This window comes from Virgibacillus dokdonensis (assembly GCF_900166595.1).
Classification (GTDB): Bacteria; Bacillota; Bacilli; order Bacillales; family Amphibacillaceae; genus Virgibacillus; species Virgibacillus dokdonensis.
Window position 1 is genome coordinate 4,105,569 of the sequence record NZ_LT745763.1, and the last position, 15,617, is coordinate 4,121,185.

General features: G+C 37.6%; 17 protein-coding genes. 5 read left to right on the forward strand and 12 right to left on the reverse strand.

Annotation, left to right across the window (positions count from 1 at the left end; genetic code table 11):
- The 8 genes from B2C77_RS20685 to B2C77_RS20720 form a co-directional block, all read right to left on the reverse strand.
- Complete coding sequence (locus B2C77_RS20685; protein ID WP_077706737.1) at positions 1-840, reverse strand: hypothetical protein; 840 nt, start codon at positions 838-840, stop codon at positions 1-3.
- A gap of 947 nt (positions 841-1,787) precedes the next feature.
- Positions 1,788-3,710, reverse strand: a complete 1,923-nt coding sequence (locus B2C77_RS20690) for an ABC transporter permease (RefSeq protein ID WP_254844025.1) — start codon at positions 3,708-3,710, stop codon at positions 1,788-1,790.
- On the reverse strand, positions 3,694-4,479 hold the full coding sequence (locus B2C77_RS20695) for an ABC transporter ATP-binding protein (protein WP_077706738.1): 786 nt from the start codon (positions 4,477-4,479) through the stop codon (positions 3,694-3,696). The genes B2C77_RS20690 and B2C77_RS20695 overlap by 17 nt, the downstream gene beginning before the upstream one ends.
- Before the next feature lie 175 nt (positions 4,480-4,654).
- Entirely contained in the window at positions 4,655-5,689 is a 1,035-nt protein-coding gene (locus B2C77_RS20700; RefSeq protein ID WP_077706739.1) for a sensor histidine kinase, read from the reverse strand.
- 31 nt (positions 5,690-5,720) lie between these two features.
- A complete protein-coding gene (locus B2C77_RS20705) occupies positions 5,721-6,404 on the reverse strand; it encodes a response regulator transcription factor (RefSeq protein ID WP_176087387.1) in 684 nt (227 codons plus the stop codon).
- Positions 6,405-7,449: 1,045 nt separating this feature from the next.
- Positions 7,450-7,698, reverse strand: a complete 249-nt coding sequence (locus B2C77_RS20710) for a hypothetical protein (protein WP_077706740.1) — start codon at positions 7,696-7,698, stop codon at positions 7,450-7,452.
- 222 nt (positions 7,699-7,920) lie between these two features.
- Entirely contained in the window at positions 7,921-8,538 is a 618-nt protein-coding gene (locus tag B2C77_RS20715) for a CadD family cadmium resistance transporter (RefSeq protein WP_077706741.1), read from the reverse strand.
- A complete protein-coding gene (locus B2C77_RS20720; RefSeq protein WP_077706742.1) occupies positions 8,535-8,927 on the reverse strand; it encodes an ArsR/SmtB family transcription factor in 393 nt (130 codons plus the stop codon). The genes B2C77_RS20715 and B2C77_RS20720 overlap by 4 nt, the downstream gene beginning before the upstream one ends.
- 284 nt (positions 8,928-9,211) lie before the next feature.
- Here B2C77_RS20720 and B2C77_RS20725 point away from each other — a divergent pair, with 284 nt between their 5' ends.
- The 3 genes from B2C77_RS20725 (at position 9,212) to B2C77_RS20735 (ending at position 12,140) form a co-directional block, all read left to right on the forward strand.
- Positions 9,212-11,065 carry a heavy metal translocating P-type ATPase gene (locus B2C77_RS20725; RefSeq protein ID WP_077706743.1) on the forward strand — a complete coding sequence of 618 codons (1,854 nt, stop codon included), beginning with the start codon at positions 9,212-9,214 and terminating at the stop codon, positions 11,063-11,065.
- Positions 11,066-11,258: 193 nt separating this feature from the next.
- The gene (locus B2C77_RS20730; protein ID WP_077706744.1) at positions 11,259-11,492 is read left to right on the forward strand and encodes a heavy-metal-associated domain-containing protein; all 234 of its coding nucleotides are present in this window, start codon (positions 11,259-11,261) and stop codon (positions 11,490-11,492) included.
- An 84-nt stretch (positions 11,493-11,576) separates the two neighbouring features.
- Positions 11,577-12,140, forward strand: a complete 564-nt coding sequence (locus B2C77_RS20735; RefSeq protein ID WP_077706745.1) for a Dps family protein — start codon at positions 11,577-11,579, stop codon at positions 12,138-12,140.
- Here B2C77_RS20735 and B2C77_RS21500 read toward each other — a convergent pair.
- The 3 genes from B2C77_RS21500 to B2C77_RS20745 all read right to left on the reverse strand — a co-directional run bounded on the left by B2C77_RS21500 (position 12,077) and on the right by B2C77_RS20745 (position 13,502).
- Positions 12,077-12,724, reverse strand: a complete 648-nt coding sequence (locus tag B2C77_RS21500; RefSeq protein ID WP_079710092.1) for a hypothetical protein — start codon at positions 12,722-12,724, stop codon at positions 12,077-12,079. The two genes, B2C77_RS20735 and B2C77_RS21500, sit on opposite strands and share 64 nt — an antisense overlap.
- Positions 12,711-12,944 carry a hypothetical protein gene (locus B2C77_RS20740; RefSeq protein WP_077707001.1) on the reverse strand — a complete coding sequence of 78 codons (234 nt, stop codon included), beginning with the start codon at positions 12,942-12,944 and terminating at the stop codon, positions 12,711-12,713. The genes B2C77_RS21500 and B2C77_RS20740 overlap by 14 nt, the downstream gene beginning before the upstream one ends.
- Positions 12,945-13,070: 126 nt before the next feature.
- Entirely contained in the window at positions 13,071-13,502 is a 432-nt protein-coding gene (locus tag B2C77_RS20745; protein WP_077706746.1) for an HTH domain-containing protein, read from the reverse strand.
- A gap of 205 nt (positions 13,503-13,707) precedes the next feature.
- On the opposite strand from B2C77_RS20745, the gene B2C77_RS20750 reads away from it, so the two are divergent.
- Positions 13,708-14,169, forward strand: a complete 462-nt coding sequence (locus tag B2C77_RS20750; protein ID WP_077706747.1) for a hypothetical protein — start codon at positions 13,708-13,710, stop codon at positions 14,167-14,169.
- 158 nt (positions 14,170-14,327) lie between these two features.
- Positions 14,328-14,783 (forward strand): IS200/IS605 family transposase, encoded by a 456-nt coding sequence (gene tnpA, locus B2C77_RS20755; protein ID WP_077706748.1) that lies wholly within the window; start codon positions 14,328-14,330, stop codon positions 14,781-14,783.
- Between the two features lie 232 nt (positions 14,784-15,015).
- Here tnpA and B2C77_RS20760 read toward each other — a convergent pair whose 3' ends face one another.
- Positions 15,016-15,378, reverse strand: coding sequence for a hypothetical protein (locus B2C77_RS20760; RefSeq protein ID WP_031547087.1), 363 nt, complete (start codon positions 15,376-15,378; stop codon positions 15,016-15,018).
- Between the last annotated feature and the right edge of the window lie 239 nt (positions 15,379-15,617).

Genomic DNA, 15,617 nt, shown 5'->3' on the forward strand with positions numbered 1-15,617 from the left:
TCACTTCATCTCTATTTTATAATCTAAAGTAATATTTGGAGTTAAAGTATAGGTAGCAGTTTCGCCTGGATAAAAGTCGGCAGAATGCCTAAATGCCCAACCCTGCTTTACCAAGATTTGATCACTCTTAGGTGCAACATCTAAATCACTAGGGCTATATAAAGGATAGGTTGCATCTATCCAATTTAAGCTAGAATTAGGTCTCAAACTTCTTTTTATACTATAAAGGCTAAGAGAAGATCGGTTAACTTCAGTACCCCCCACTGTAAAGCCTGTTAATATCGAGCCTTCAGGTATAGAATCTATGTCTGATAAATCAAAGTATTGTATCCTACTGGTAGTGTTAGTAGGTGTTAAAGACGAATTCAGAAGATTGATTTGGTACTCATTTCCATAATATAAATAAATAGGTTCCCCAACTATGACTCTTAAACTATAGGGATATTGGGTTCTCCCATCATCTGAAGGTGTGATGAATAAGTAATAGTCACCATAATTGTCAGTTGGGAATTCTACTTGTCTACTACCTTCCTCGCCAATTTCATTTCTTTGTATAATAGTATTACCATTCGAATCAGTTATCACTATGTCATAGGTTTTTTGTGATACAATAGTTAATTTCTCTGTAGGGTTCATTCCTAACTCAATTTTATAAACTCTACTGTCAGTATCTGAGTTGATTTCAGTTAGGTGATTCTTCTCCGGCATTGTTCTATCGGTCTTATCGTTTCTAGGCAATTCTATGGCATCTTCTACTTGATCCGGGGTGCTCGTATCCGCACTAATAGCAATTGGGGACATTAATAAAGTTACAAGAAATATTAAAATAAACTTTTTCATTTTGAGTACCACCTTTCAAAAATTTTGGGAATTGATTAACTTACAACTACAACAAATATAATAGTCATTATAAAGTTATAAGTAATATCCCTCCTTAAAAAGATATTATTTTTAATATCGGAAAAAATCCCATTAATTTAATAGATATAATGTACTATTTTTTATTTAATTTTTATTCAAATTTTCAATTTATATTTAGATTCGCACTAATTATACATTGCATTAGGTATTGCAACAGAAGGCTTTTGAACTAAAACTTTACTATAACTATATGGGTAGATGAATAGAAAAGTAAATTAAATGCTTTTTTTATAGTTTTTTAACTTCTAAAGTATATTGGATATTTTTTTCATAATTCATCTATAACGAAAGAGCATCTTTATGGAATTTAGTTAACTTTGGTATTCGTTTTTCCATATTTCTAAAGAAATTGAAGAAGGGTGAATTATAAGCCCTTTTCCACTATATATTCCGAAGACCCATAAAATCTCACCCCTTAATGTGTAAGGCATATCAAAAAGACGCCTTCTTATTCAAGAAAAGCGCCCGATGATTGAATAAGCTCTTTCTGCTATTTACTAGCATTCTATAACAGATGTTATTGAATAGTATATTTTTAAATTCTCATTTGTATATTTTGAACAAAGATTGGTTATATAGTTGGTTATTGTAGAGGTTATTGTACCGTATAGTAAGATAACTGGAAAACTATACAGATACACAGGTACTGATAGTACAAACAAATGGAGATATTCACCAACGGAACTAATGCCTCCACCAAATAGATTTGGTACAAAGCTCTATTCAACGAGCGCGATTGTAAAACAAAAAAATCGACTCCCTGTACGATAAGGAATCGATTTTTTTAGGTTGGAAATATGCTTAGCGTATAAAATGTCCAAAATGTTGGCGGTACCCCATATAGCTTATCCCCTTTTAAGTGATGGTTATGATATAGCGTTTTTTACAATGTTGCGGTAGTAGCCTATAGTAAACAGAGCGAATACAAAATAGATAACCGTGTAAATCGACATGGCGATGGATGCCGGGATCATGGTGTCCGACCGGATCATAAATGAAGATGCCTTGATAGCAAAGATTGAATGCAGCAAACCGATTGAGAGAGGGAGTAGAAATACGATGGCCTGCTTTCGGATAATGCCTTTCATGATCATATTCACGTCAAATCCGAGCTGACGCAACGTCTTAAAGCTTTGCTTTTCCTGCTCGGCTTCGGTCATTTGCTTGAAGTACAAGATGCTACCAGTTGAGATTAAAAAGACAAGTCCAAGGAAAGCTGCGATGAAAATGAGCATACCTGTCATTTGCAGCACTTCTTTGTACTGCGAATAGAAATCCTCCGTTAATCGATCAAGACTGACGGATTTTGCGTATAGAGCGGAAGCGATGGCGAGCTCTTCCTTGTCCCGAACTTGATACGTATCAAAGTGAATTTTTTGATAATCGGGGGTACCGGCCATTTGTTCTGCGATCTTGTCCATCGTCGCTTCTGACACCAGTAGTTGAGTTCCGGAAGCATCTAAATTCATGATGTTCCTTTCCATCACTGTCCTCAATGTATATTTAATGGTCTGTCCATGCTGCTCTAGCTCTATTTCGGTTGGATATCGCTTATCTAAGTCCCCAGAAAGTGAGGCACCAGCATTGTACAAAATGGCTTCTCCATCTGGCGGCATGTCGACATCTGCGCCTGTTTGTTTAAGCTGTTCAGCCGGAAGCCATAACAAACTTTCTTCAAACTTGTAGGATTCGTCATTCGGATCAAGGATGACGCCTTGCGTCAGAACCGCTTCAACGACGTGGTGTTTCACATCGATGCCTTCCTCCTCCAGCTCGCTCTGGAACGACAGCGCCTCCTGCTGCTCGTTTTCAAACATAAAATCATAAGGGAGATCACGGCGGGTCTCTTGCTCTACGGAGTAGTAGAAGGAGTAAGCCATAGAAATCATCGTGATCGTCATCGCCGATAACAACGTAATCAAAGTAAGTGAGTTGGCATTTGCTTTCGTATGGTGCATCAGCGGAGCCATCGACAGGCTGTTTGTTAAGCCTAGGTGTCCATCTTTACGTTTGCGGAACAGGTAAAAGCACCATCTGATCGTAACGCGAAACAATAAGTATGTCCCTGCAACGATGGATCCGAGCATCAATAATGCGTTGACGAATAACTGTTTATTGATATGACCTGATAATTCATAGCCGTATCCAATCAATGCCAGACCGAGCAGGGCGAAAATAGCAGATGCCACTGCTTTAGGCGGCTTAGTGAGATCAGGTCGCTTATCGGCTTGAAACAGATCCAGAAGGGTGCTGCGATAAACCTTCTGGATCATCTGAATGGAAGTGATGACGTTGATGAGAAAATAGACCATCACCGTTTTAAAAGCCGCGGTTACGGAGAAGCTGATGCCGACAATCCCTTCTAAGTCGAGCAGATTCAACAAAATCAGGACGAACATCCTTGAAATCATCGGCCCGCAAATGATCGCAGCAAGTAGTGCACCTAAGCCAATCAGGATATTCTCGATCATGAGATATCGGGCTACCCAGCCTTTGGAAAGACCAATCAGCTGGAATAATCCGATTTCTCGACTACGGCGACGCAGGAATATGCCGTTCGCCGAGAGGGTAAAAATCCCAATGATGACAATTAGCATGACTCCCGCAATTTGCAAGCCGCCAGAGAAGTCAACGCTCGGATGTGTCATATTTTGAACAGCCTGATCGTGCTGTAGGGAGGTGAAGACAAAGTACAGGCTCATACTAAAGGTCAACGCAAAGAAGTACAAATAATAATGCTTCATATTTTGTCGCATGCTGCGAAGAGCTAATTCAAATACGGTCAACATGGTCACCCCCTAGTACAGCTTGTACGTCCAAAATTTCATTAAAGAAGGCATGTCTTGTTTTATCGCCGCGGTACAGCTCGGAATATATCTTCCCGTCTCTTAAAAACACAACACGGCTGCAGTAGCTGGAGGCTACCGGATCATGGGTTACCATGACAACAGTGACGCCTCGCTGCTGATTGACCTTCTCCAATACGTCCAGTAACGAGGAAGCGGATTTGGAATCCAGTGCACCGGTCGGTTCGTCCGCAAACATGATCGAAGGCTGGTGGATTAGAGCGCGCCCGGCAGCTGTCCGTTGTTTCTGGCCTCCTGATAATTCATGTGGATATTTGTGTGCCAGTACTTTAATATCAAACACATCTGCGAGGGCTGTGAACTCGCTTTCCGCCTTTTTCTTGCTCATTTTGCTAAGGGAGATGGGCAACAGGATATTTTCCTTCACTGTCAGCGTGTCCAGTAGATTATAATCCTGGAAGATGAATCCCAGCTTGTTGCGACGAAAGGCGGAGAGCGCGGAATTACTCAGCTTAGAGATATCTTCATCATCGATTAAAATAGTTCCATCTGTTTGATGATCAATCGTGGCTAAAACGTTAAGCAATGTCGTCTTGCCTGAGCCGGAAGGTCCCATAATGCCGACAAATTCACCGCGGGTGACGCGTAAATCGATTCCTTTTAATACATGCTGTGTGTTTCCTTTCGTACCATATGTTTTGTGAACATTTCGTGCTTGTAAAACAGTTTCTTCTATATTTAACTGATCCATAACGTACCTCCAAATGATAAGTGTGGCTTGATGATAGCTTTATTATACGGTTGGATTTTTTGCTTGTCGTACGTTTTACATGATAATCTGGCAAGGTAATGTGACAATATTGTCAGGTTCACTATTCTACACCAAAAAACAGCCAGGAATCATCCTGACTGCTTCATAGCTGCTATTACTCGCCCGCCCCTCTTCGGACAGCTTCGAATGCGTTGGGATTGACAAAAATCATTCGCATCACCGAACCTTTCGTTTGACTGGGTTGCACCTCGAGGGTAATTCCTAATTTATCTGCAACGGTATTTGCAAGATAGAGCCCCATTCCGGTCGCTGCGTTTTGAATCCTACCGTTTTCACCCGTGAAGCCTTTATCGAAGATACGTGGCAATTCGTGCGGCTGTATTCCCGGTCCTTCATCGATGACATCCAAAAAGACTTGGCCTGTCTCCGTTACATCTGTCACAATCATTATTGCTGTATTCGCAGGAGTATATTTCACGGCATTCGTTAACAATTGCCGAAGGATAAAGCGGCACCATTTTTGGTCTGTAATCGCCTTTACATCCGTTCCTTCGATACTAACCGCTAGATTTTTTTCCATACACCACGGTGCCAGTTCCCGTATTTCTTCTGCGGCAAGGTGCTGGACGGAGGCAGATTCAAGAACATAGTCTGCTTCGAGCGCAGGCAATCGAGTCATATGCAGCTGACGATCGACCAACAAATACACCCGTAACCATTCCGCTTCAATTTTACGTATTTCCGGATCACTTGGCAGGGCATCTAGGATTAGCTTAATGACGGTGAGAGGAGTCTTCACCTCATGAATCCATGAGGCCGTAAATTCTTTCGCAATCAGTTGATTTTCTTTATAGTCAGAAAGCTTTCGTTTGAACTGAAGGGTGGCCTCCCGTAGAATGTCGTCGGTCATCTGTTCTAGGCCGTCACCAGGTTCAGGAAGTGTCTCAATCCAGTCTAAGGCCATGTTTTCCTGCAAAGCAGCCAACGCGGCGGTATATTTTGTCTCTCTTTTGAAGCGCCATAAAAAAAACAGGAGAAAGAACAGAATAAATGCGGCGTTAAAATAAAGGAGAGAAGTCAATGTAACCTGGAAGCCTTGATCAAGAAGGATCAGAGCATCGGCAAAGCCGAGTAAGCCGACAAACAGTAAAATCCAGCTTTTCCTTGCACCAACGTAACGAATAAACATGGCACAGTTCCTCCTTTTTAGTACAAGTTCTCTATAAAGTGATGGCCATATAACCGAGCCCTTTTTTTGTCACAATCGCGTCTGCCAAATCGATCGTTTCCAGCTTCTGCCGCAAACGGGTTATATTCGCCGTGAGGGTATTGTCGTTCACGAACTGTTCATCCTCCCACAGCTTTCGTATCAAGTCATAGCGCGAGATAATGACATTGTTCGATTTCACGAGCGTGATCAGGATAAAAAATTCATTTTTTGTTAAATCCACTTCTTTCTCAGCGTTTCGAATGACACCTCGATTCAAATCAATCAAGGCACCGTTCCATTCAAGAATATTCACTTGCTCTTCGCCATAAGCATAGGTCCTCCGGAGAATGGCTTGAATTTTAGCATAAAGCACGTCTGTATGAAACGGCTTCTGGATGAAATCGTCCGCCCCCATGCTTAGCGCCATGACCATATCCATTGGATGATCGCGGGAGGAAAGAAAAACAATGGGTACTTTGGATACAGCGCGAATCTCGCGACACCAATGAAAACCGTCAAATTTCGGGAGTGTTACATCCATGATGACGAGCTGAGGCTGTTGTTCAAGAAATGAACGCATCACACCTTCAAAATCATCTGGTCTCGTGACCCGGAACGACCAAGCCTCTAGACCTTTCTTCAACGCAGCAAACAAGGCATCATCATCTTCAACAACAAATATGTTTATCTTCATCAAGCTAGCCTCCTAGTCTCGCAAATTTGACTGTTCTAAATAAAATAATTTGAGGTAACAAAGAATTACTCCTCATTAATATATCACAGATTAATGTTTCACCTATGGATTGCGGAAAGGCCCTATAGTTCACATATAATTCAATGTCTGTAAGGATTTTAACGTTTCTAACAAATCTTTTTATTTTTCCTTACCCATACCATTTTCAACTTTTTCTTGTATCTGTAACCAAATAGGTGTTGCTTCTTCTAAATTGGCAAGGCCGAATGTGCACCAAAATTTCTCATTTCATTTTCCTCTTTTCTTTAAGATATCAGATACGATTCATAAAGAATAGTATGGGTTGTTTATAAAAACCCATAACCTTTCTTCTTATGACAATAAACTGCCCGTTAGCATTCCTGTAGAACGTTAAATTTATTTATGACTCCCTTATTCCCGCATGCCTTCATGTAGCCTTTATTATCAACACTCATTCCATTTATCCGTTATTGTACTGAAAAGTGGTTTGAAATCCTGCGAATAAGCGAGCATTTACGAGTAAATTGAATCTATCTGAGGGAGTTTAAGTGAATATTTTCACAATCCATATATAATTTGATATTAAATCAAGCATAGTATCCATTAGATAATCCTGAAAGCCACTTTTAAGAAATTATCAAACTTTATTTCAAAGCCTCAACCCCGACCCCTTCCAGCAAATGTGCAAAGAACCGGGAGCTACAGTCAATGGCAAGCAGCTCCCCTGTGGCTCCGAATCTATACTTTAAAGACCGGTTTTACATTAGTGGCTCTATGGTGGCTCTATTTTCCGCAATCGGTGGCTCAAAACTACGCACAAGTGGCTCAATTCATCCGCAATAATCAGCTTAACACTGGTTCAACGAAAAAGGTTGGAAATTGTTCATTAAACATTTTAAATGCCTCTGTTTTTTTATCTGGACTTTTTTGCAAAACAAACGCACCAGTTACTAACACAAAGCTGTTACATTCCAGCTCATAAAAGAGTAAACTTACATGAAAAAAGAGTGCGTATTTAGCACTCTTAGTTACTACTCTTATTCTTTAAAATGTAAAGGTCCTTCTCCAGTTTATTTACCTTATCAGCAATAAAATCCACTTCATTAATTCTTGATTCATTTGTTAATTCGAACTGCCCACCAACACCTTCTAGTTTTGCTTCAATAGTATCAAATCGGTTATGCATTTCTGATTTTAAAGAATGAATATCTGATTTCATGCTTTTCATTTCTTTACTCATTTCTGTAAGTAGATCAAGAATTTGCTTATCCAATTTTATCACCTCTATCATTATTATAATAGATATTTATTAAACAAGCACTACCTATTTATTAATTGTTAGCTTTTGCCACAAAAGCACCCGATAGTTTAAGTGAAACCCTTCACAAACTCTTCTACACCCAATCTATTAAATGTGTTGCTCCAGAATCTGATTGATTAGAAAAGACGCCTTCCTATTAAAGAAAAGCGCCCGATTGTGGTTGGATCTGTCACTTTAAAGAAGAAATGAAATCAAAGCATTGAATGTGCCATTTTCAAACATAATATAAATTCCTAGCCCTATAAAAACAATTGGAACAATCCAACGTTCATATTTCTCAATTTTTTCCGATACAAAATTCACGTGGGCTAAACGATAGCCGACATAGAGTAAAACACCAATCATAATTAAAATAACAATAATAGTAACAAGGATTTCAGTCGCATTTAACGTTGTGAAATACGGTACATAAATGGAAAAGTCATCCGCACTGGAAGCCAATACGATAAAAGTGACTGACAGCCATAATTGATTAAACCTATCTGAGGAAAATATGGACAAAATTTTGCCTTCATCTTCATCCTCTTCTCCTTTAATCCATATTTTGATACCTAAGTAAAGTGGTAAAAGTCCAAGTAGTCCTATAACCCATTGTTGGGGAATTAGGTTTGCAACTCCTAGAGCAACTAAAAGGCTTACTCCTATAACAATTATCGTTCCAACATACTTTCCTATCCAAATATGTTTTTCCTGTCCTTTTTTTATTTGTGAAAACAGGAGAATCAAAATAACAAGGTAATCAATCCCTGTTGCTATATAAACGGCAGCTGCTGTAAGTATCGTTGTAATCATTTTCCCACCTCCAACATATTCTCCCTATTGAGTTTATGATGGTTCCTATGTGTCAACGCAATCGTCATTATTTCCTTGATACGTGCATCATCTAATGAATAAAATGCAAGTTTCCCTTCTTTTCGATACGTCACAACGCCTTGCTTATAAAGTCTTCGTAAATGTTGAGATGCATTTGCAACTGTCGTACCTATAATATTTGCTATATCGCAAACACACAGTTCTTCATCCTGACACAAAACATATGCGATTTTTGCTCTTTTTTCATCAGCAATAGCTTTTAACAATTGGACAACACTAGAAATATCTACTGTCTGCAAATCCCCTTGTATTCGATTGACCTTTTCTTCGTCATAACAATAAATCTCACAAGTATCTTTTTTATTCATATCCTCACCCTATTCTCATTCAAGTATTTGATTGAATATAGTATAACTTTCTTTTATTTATCATTCAAGTAAATACTTTAATGATAAATAAAAAAAATTAGGATTTCCTAATTCTAATAAAAATTCCTCAACTAAACTGCCAGTTAGCAGTTGTTATGATCCACTCTTTTAAAACTAAAACAAAATGATTTTTAAAAATTGACCACAGTCAATTACCATCATCAATAATTATCCTATACTAGAGTCAACAACAAAAGAAAAGGTGAAATGTGGAGGGAAACAACATGCAGAGATTTATATTAGGCAAAAAAAATCAGATTACATTAATCAGTGCCATTTTAATTGTTCTTGGATTCTTTGGTCATTTTGGTTTAGAAAGTATGTTCATTTTCAACTGGTCGCTCATTATTGCGTCCATTCTTGGAATCGCACCGATTGCAATTCAAGCGTATCAAGCATTAAAAGTAAAGGTCGTCAGTATTGATGTTTTAGTCACCATTGCTGTAATTGGTGCTGTGTTAATTCAAAACTACGAAGAATCAGCCATCGTTACGTTCTTGTTCTTATTTGGTTCTTATTTAGAACAACGTACCTTAAACAAAACACGATCTGCCATTAAAGAATTAACAGAATTGGCACCAGAAAGTGCTTTGAAACAAATGGACAATGAGGAATTTGAAGAAGTTGAAGTGGATGATGTAGATGAAGGCGACATATTATTAGTGAAAACTGGTGCAAAAGTGCCTGTAGATGGAACGGTACTGGAGGGTGTTGGTCATATTAATGAAGCAAGTATAACAGGTGAGTCTCTACCAGTAAGTAAATTAAAGGGTTCGGAAGTTTTCGCTGGAACCATTTTGGAAAATGGAACGATTCAAATCCAAGCTGACCGTGTTGGGGAAGATACGACATTTGGTCGCATTATCGAATTGGTAGAAGAGGCGCAGGATTCGAAATCAGAAGCAGAACGTTTCATTGATCGATTTTCCAAATACTATACACCAGCCGTTTTAGTCCTTGGTATTATTGTTTGGCTGTTTTCGCAAAATGTGGAACTCGCTATCACTGTTCTTGTTTTAGGATGTCCAGGAGCATTAGTCATCGGTGTCCCTGTATCCAACGTTTCCGGAATTGGAAATGGTGCACGAAATGGAGTCCTTTTAAAGGGAAGTGAAGTCATCAATGATTTCAGTAAAGTAGACACGATTGTTTTTGATAAAACAGGAACATTGACAATAGGAAACCCAGAAGTAGCAGAAAAGGAATTTTATGGAGAGAATACAAAAGAAGTTCTTGGATATTTGGCAAGTGTTGAACGTGAATCAGATCACCCATTAGCAAAAGCAGTCCTACAAGATATTGGTGAGACGAACTTTTCCACTGTAGAAGAAACGGAAGTGGTGAAAGGTGGCGGGATTGTCGCAACAGTAGATGGTCACCGTATCGCAGTTGGTAATGTAGCTTTAATGGAAAAAGAAAATGTCGTATTAAATGAAAAGGTCAAAAAAGATGTGGAACGCTTTGAACAAAATGGGAACTCCCTTGTCCTTACAGCAGTTGACGGGGTATTACACGTTCTGATGGGCATTCGAGATCAAATTCGCCCAGGTGTGAAACAAGACTTACAAAACTTGAAAAAACTTGGTGTGAAAAATCTTGTCGTCCTTTCTGGTGATAATCAGGGAACCGTAGATTTAGTTGCTCGAGAACTTGGATTAACAGAAGCACACGGTCATATGCTTCCAGAAGGAAAATCCGCATATATTGAAAAAATGCAAGCAAAAGGCCAAATCATTGCCTTTGTCGGTGACGGAGTGAATGATAGTCCTTCATTAGCCTTAGCGGATATCGGAATCGCCATGGGAAGTGGAACAGATGTTGCAATTGAAACATCGGATGTCGTTTTAATGAATTCTGACTTTAGTCGTTTACCACACGCATTAGGCTTAACAAAATCAACTGCAAGAAACATGAAACAAAATATTGCCATTGCAGTAGGTGTCGTATTAATCTTATTAGCCAGCTTACTGTTTAGTGAATGGATGAATATGTCTATCGGAATGTTGGTTCATGAAGCAAGTATCTTAGTTGTTATTTTCAACGGGATGAGATTGCTTCGATACCGTTTAAGAGGATAATTTTAATAGAAAGCGGTCTTGACGAATGATAAAGGGGAAGTATTCAGGTAGGAAAAACAAAATACTCCCCTACTTTTTTCTTATAACTTGATTTGCGTCAATTTCATATCGTTGAACCTGAGCTATACTTAAATTGTAAAGAAGAAGAGGGAAAACAAAAAAATCAAAGATAAGATGAAAGGAGAAATAATTCATGCAAAAAGCAGTTATTCAATTAGAAACATTATCTTGTCCATCTTGTATGCAAAAGATTGAAAATGCGGTGAAAGGATTAAACGGGGTTAATCAAGATAGCTTAAAAGTATTATTCAATGCAAGTAAAGTGAAAGTAGATTTTGATTCCGAAACGGTAGACATCGAAAAGATTGAAAAGGCAATTAAAGACCTAGGCTATCCAGTCATCAAATCAAAGGTAAAAGCAGCCTAAGGTACAATTAATATTGAAGTTGATCCAATGTATGTTTAGTAATAATGGCAACAAATAGTTAAAATAATAGGGAGGAAAAGAAACATGGTACAAGACAAAACACCACACGAAAGACTGCAAGAAGAGCAAAAACACAAAGAACACGTGCACCATACAAAAATTAATGCAGCAGCCATCGCAGATCATATTTTAGGCAATATCCATACAATGCATGTAAAGTTGCATCAGTATCATTGGTATGTGAAAGGACCGCATTTCTTCAGTATCCATGACAAATTGAATGAAATGTACAACACAAATGAAGAGTGGTTCGATAAAATTGCAGAACGCCTAATTGCTTCCGGTCATAAGCCAGCTTCTACAACTACTGAATTTGAAAAGTATTCTATGCTTTCGGAAGACCCTGCTGACAAGTATTTGAAAGCGGAAGAAATGGTTGAAAATGTAATTGAAGATTTCAGAAGCACCCGCGGCTTAACCGTTCGCGCGATCCATTTGGCACAAGAAGAAGGCGATGATGCATTTGAAGATACACTGATTGCTTTCAAAAGTCATTTGAATGAAAATATCTGGATGCTGCAGGCCTATCTTGGCAAAGAAGCATTAGAAGACGACGATGATTTTGACGAGGATGACGACGAAGAGTAAATCTTCCTTTCGTAGCCGGGGGTACCAGTCATTGCGTTAGACATCAACAATAATTTTTTGCAGCCCCTCTCATGATGAGAGGGGCTGCTTTTTGATACTTCTTGTTCATAAAAATAACTTTTTACCACTTTGCCCCATTCGCAGTCAGACGATGATTTCATATGTACACAAGCACGCAATCGATCCAAAATAATATCCTCTATTCCAATTACATAAACATGAAGATTATTCTCTAATTGTAACTCAATAACCTTGGCATCATCTGCATCTTCTAACATATCATTAGGAATCTCGATGCTAATCATCAATTCCTTATGATACCAGTGCCGACCTTCTGATATAAACCCAGGGGATTTCAAATATCTGTCTGCAATTTTTCGCTGACTAAAAATAATGTCTATATCCGCTGTTGTATATTCACTTCGGGTATAAATTTCTACAGCTAACCCTCCAACACTAATTGGTTTCAATTTTTCTTGTTCAAATAACTTTGTAAGAATTGCTGTAGTTTGTAACATCTTCTCGAATTTTGATTTCCCTTTCAACTTAGATAGCTGAAATCTAGCATCTTCAATCGAACTCATAATACCACTTCCGTTCTGTGATATATTTTACTTTCCCATTTTCCTCGGTCTTTTCCCAGCGTTTGACGCATAGTATATCCAGTATTTTCTGTTCATCGATGTCTCGTTTACGCATACGAACGATCCTTTCGCTTTTTCTATCCCTAGCAATGATTCGTTCTACATCAGATTTCCGACTCTCTATAAAATGGTTAAGATCATTTATGTTTAGTTTTTCCATGTAGAGCACCTCAAAAAATATCCCCTCATTTTATTTCTGGCTTTTATAATCCAAAATAAATTTATTCTACCTTATTTTCTGTATCCTTCTTTTAGAATTGCACCCTTTACTTTAATAACTTTGGGTCTATTTATTTTTAATGTTATCAGAAAAAAGTTTGACAAGGAATAAAGCTACAACTGCTAATCGGTAACGTTTATCAAATGTTAAAGAATCACAGTCTTTCATAAATTCATCTAATTCTATTTCATCTATTTTTGCATATAAAGCCAATGTTTCATTTGAAATTTGAAATTCTCCATTTAAGATTTCAATAATTGCTTTAACTCTTTCATCTGCTGTTACGAGAGTCATTCCGTCTGATAATAAACCAATCATTGACACAATATGCCCTTTTTGTTCGTGAGATAAATGTTCTAAATCATTTTTATGATTTGCAAATTCCATTACTGTTTTTTCATCAAGACCACTGATTAAACCAAAAGTGTAAGGGGTTATTTTATAGTCCTCAAGAATGATCTTTAAATCATCTCTTGGGTCTCCACTTTTTATATCCATCGTTAAATCCTCCCGAAAGTATATCTTTATACAACATTAGTTCAAATACCAATTGTTTAAATTCCTTCTTGAAATAACCTTGTCATTTACATACAGAAAAGCACTATCGTTGTTGCGGTAATGCACCCTATAGCATAATAAGAAATTTGAATAAAAAATAACTTTATTCAAAGAATAAAATAAAGGACTTAAAGTGGAGGTAGCAATGAAAAGATTTAACGTAATATTTATAGTTTGTTTAACGTTAATTATTCTAATTGGATTTGATAAACAACAAAATTTGATATTCGCCAATATTAAAGTAGATATAAAAGATAATATTCTAAGATATGAAGTAATATTAAAAACAGAAGATGGTTCACCAATCAAAAGTAATTTTGATTATCAAGGGCACAGAATCCAAGGTTTTGAATTAGCAGTTATACCAAACAAACCATTAGCACAACTTATGGAACTTGAGGATAATGGGTCAAAGTATACAAAGATGCTTCCACATTCGGGAGGAACTTCATCTCTTTCCGAAGATGAACTTCTTATATATGCTGAATATGTTATTAAAAAAGGTTCCAACACGAATAAAATTAAGAAACTCGCAAGTGATGAGGCAACTTTATTTATCTTTGATGGTGCTAACAAAATAAAGGAACTACCACTTGCAACGCAATAGGTGATTACCTCCTATTGCGTTCCTAATTAGTCTTTTTAAACCACAGGCTCTGCCTGTGTGCAAACAAAACTTGTAGAGTTGTAACAGAAAAAATCTCCAAACGTTATAATAGAACTTGGCCGCCAAACCAAATTCAAATAACGAGAGGAGAGCAACTCATGTCGAGTGACAATAGTTTATCACACACAAGATGGAATTGTAAGTACCATATTGTGTTCATACCAAAATACAGAAGAAAGATTGTATACGGGAAATTAAGAAGAGATATCGGAGCTATACTTAGAAGATTGTGTGAAATGAAAGATGTGGAAATCATTGAAGCACATGCAATGCCAGATCATATCCACATGTTAGTGAAAATACCACCAAAGATGTCCGTATCGTATTTTATGGGATATCTAAAAGGTAAGAGTTCTTTAATGATCCACGATAGACATGCCAATTTAAAATATAATCATGGAAATCGTATATTTTGGGCCAAAGGATATTACGTAAGTACGGTAGGCTTAAATGAAAAAACGATCGCCAAATATATTCGAGAGCAAGAAATGGAGGATCGTCTCCGAGACAACATGAGTAAACGAGAATACGTGGATCCATTCAAAGATAAATAGAGAGTAAACGGTTGGGGGTCACTTTAGGGGTCACTTTAGGGGCCACTTTAGTGGCTGTGTTGGTAAGATGCCCTTATAGGGCGAAACTAAAACCGCCGGTTCTACCGGCGGATATTTACTTTATAAAATCTAAATTAGAGATATAATTCCTTATTCAAGATAAGCCACCCGTTAGTGCAATAAGAAAAGTGCCTTTTTAGTCAAAAATTTACACTTGAAATCACAAATAGAATTATTTTAGACGGTTCTCCAAGGATTCGATTGCCAGTTTGATTGCAGTTAAACGACGCTCATTTAGTGTTTTTTGGGAACTACCTTCTTTTGCTTTTGCTATCTGTTTTTCTATAGATGGAATGATACCTTGTAGAATATCTTTAGAAGTCAAAATATCTTCTTCATCATAGGAAAATTCCCCCTTTTCCCAAGCGTCTTTGAGGCTCTCCAAACCAATTTTTACGGAATTCCGTCTCTTTTTAACAAGGGTTGTATTTGAACCTTTTTCTATCATACTATTATAAGCATTTGAAAGTTTGTTTAAAGTTGACTCCAATGATTTAATTGACAAATCCTGGATTTCTCGACTAACATTCTTCATATGCAAACCTCCATCTTCATTTTATTGGTAATCCGTTTTGTAGAACAAAAGGTAAATAATTCTCCAATATACATTTTACCCAAAACATAATTAACCGTCTCCAACTCTTCTGCCAGTTAGTTTAAGTGAAACAATTCACAAACTCCACCTATTGTTACGGAAATATCTTCCCAAACTGACAATGGTAAATAATAACAATTATTTCACCAAAAAAATTCCCTTTAGACAAATTATAACTA

Coding starts and splice junctions, on each gene's coding strand:
- B2C77_RS20685 (WP_077706737.1), bottom strand. CDS start 840: ATGAAAAAGTTTATTTTAATATTTCTTGTAACTTTATTAATGTCCCCA.
- B2C77_RS20690 (WP_254844025.1), bottom strand. CDS start 3,710: ATGTTGACCGTATTTGAATTAGCTCTTCGCAGCATGCGACAAAATATG.
- B2C77_RS20695 (WP_077706738.1), bottom strand. CDS start 4,479: ATGGATCAGTTAAATATAGAAGAAACTGTTTTACAAGCACGAAATGTT.
- B2C77_RS20700 (WP_077706739.1), bottom strand. CDS start 5,689: ATGTTTATTCGTTACGTTGGTGCAAGGAAAAGCTGGATTTTACTGTTT.
- B2C77_RS20705 (WP_176087387.1), bottom strand. CDS start 6,404: ATGAAGATAAACATATTTGTTGTTGAAGATGATGATGCCTTGTTTGCT.
- B2C77_RS20715 (WP_077706741.1), bottom strand. CDS start 8,538: ATGATTACAACGATACTTACAGCAGCTGCCGTTTATATAGCAACAGGG.
- B2C77_RS20720 (WP_077706742.1), bottom strand. CDS start 8,927: ATGAATAAAAAAGATACTTGTGAGATTTATTGTTATGACGAAGAAAAG.
- B2C77_RS20725 (WP_077706743.1), top strand. CDS start 9,212: ATGCAGAGATTTATATTAGGCAAAAAAAATCAGATTACATTAATCAGT.
- B2C77_RS20730 (WP_077706744.1), top strand. CDS start 11,259: ATGCAAAAAGCAGTTATTCAATTAGAAACATTATCTTGTCCATCTTGT.
- B2C77_RS20735 (WP_077706745.1), top strand. CDS start 11,577: ATGGTACAAGACAAAACACCACACGAAAGACTGCAAGAAGAGCAAAAA.
- B2C77_RS21500 (WP_079710092.1), bottom strand. CDS start 12,724: ATGAGTTCGATTGAAGATGCTAGATTTCAGCTATCTAAGTTGAAAGGG.
- B2C77_RS20740 (WP_077707001.1), bottom strand. CDS start 12,944: ATGGAAAAACTAAACATAAATGATCTTAACCATTTTATAGAGAGTCGG.
- B2C77_RS20745 (WP_077706746.1), bottom strand. CDS start 13,502: ATGGATATAAAAAGTGGAGACCCAAGAGATGATTTAAAGATCATTCTT.
- B2C77_RS20750 (WP_077706747.1), top strand. CDS start 13,708: ATGAAAAGATTTAACGTAATATTTATAGTTTGTTTAACGTTAATTATT.
- tnpA (WP_077706748.1), top strand. CDS start 14,328: ATGTCGAGTGACAATAGTTTATCACACACAAGATGGAATTGTAAGTAC.
- B2C77_RS20760 (WP_031547087.1), bottom strand. CDS start 15,378: ATGAAGAATGTTAGTCGAGAAATCCAGGATTTGTCAATTAAATCATTG.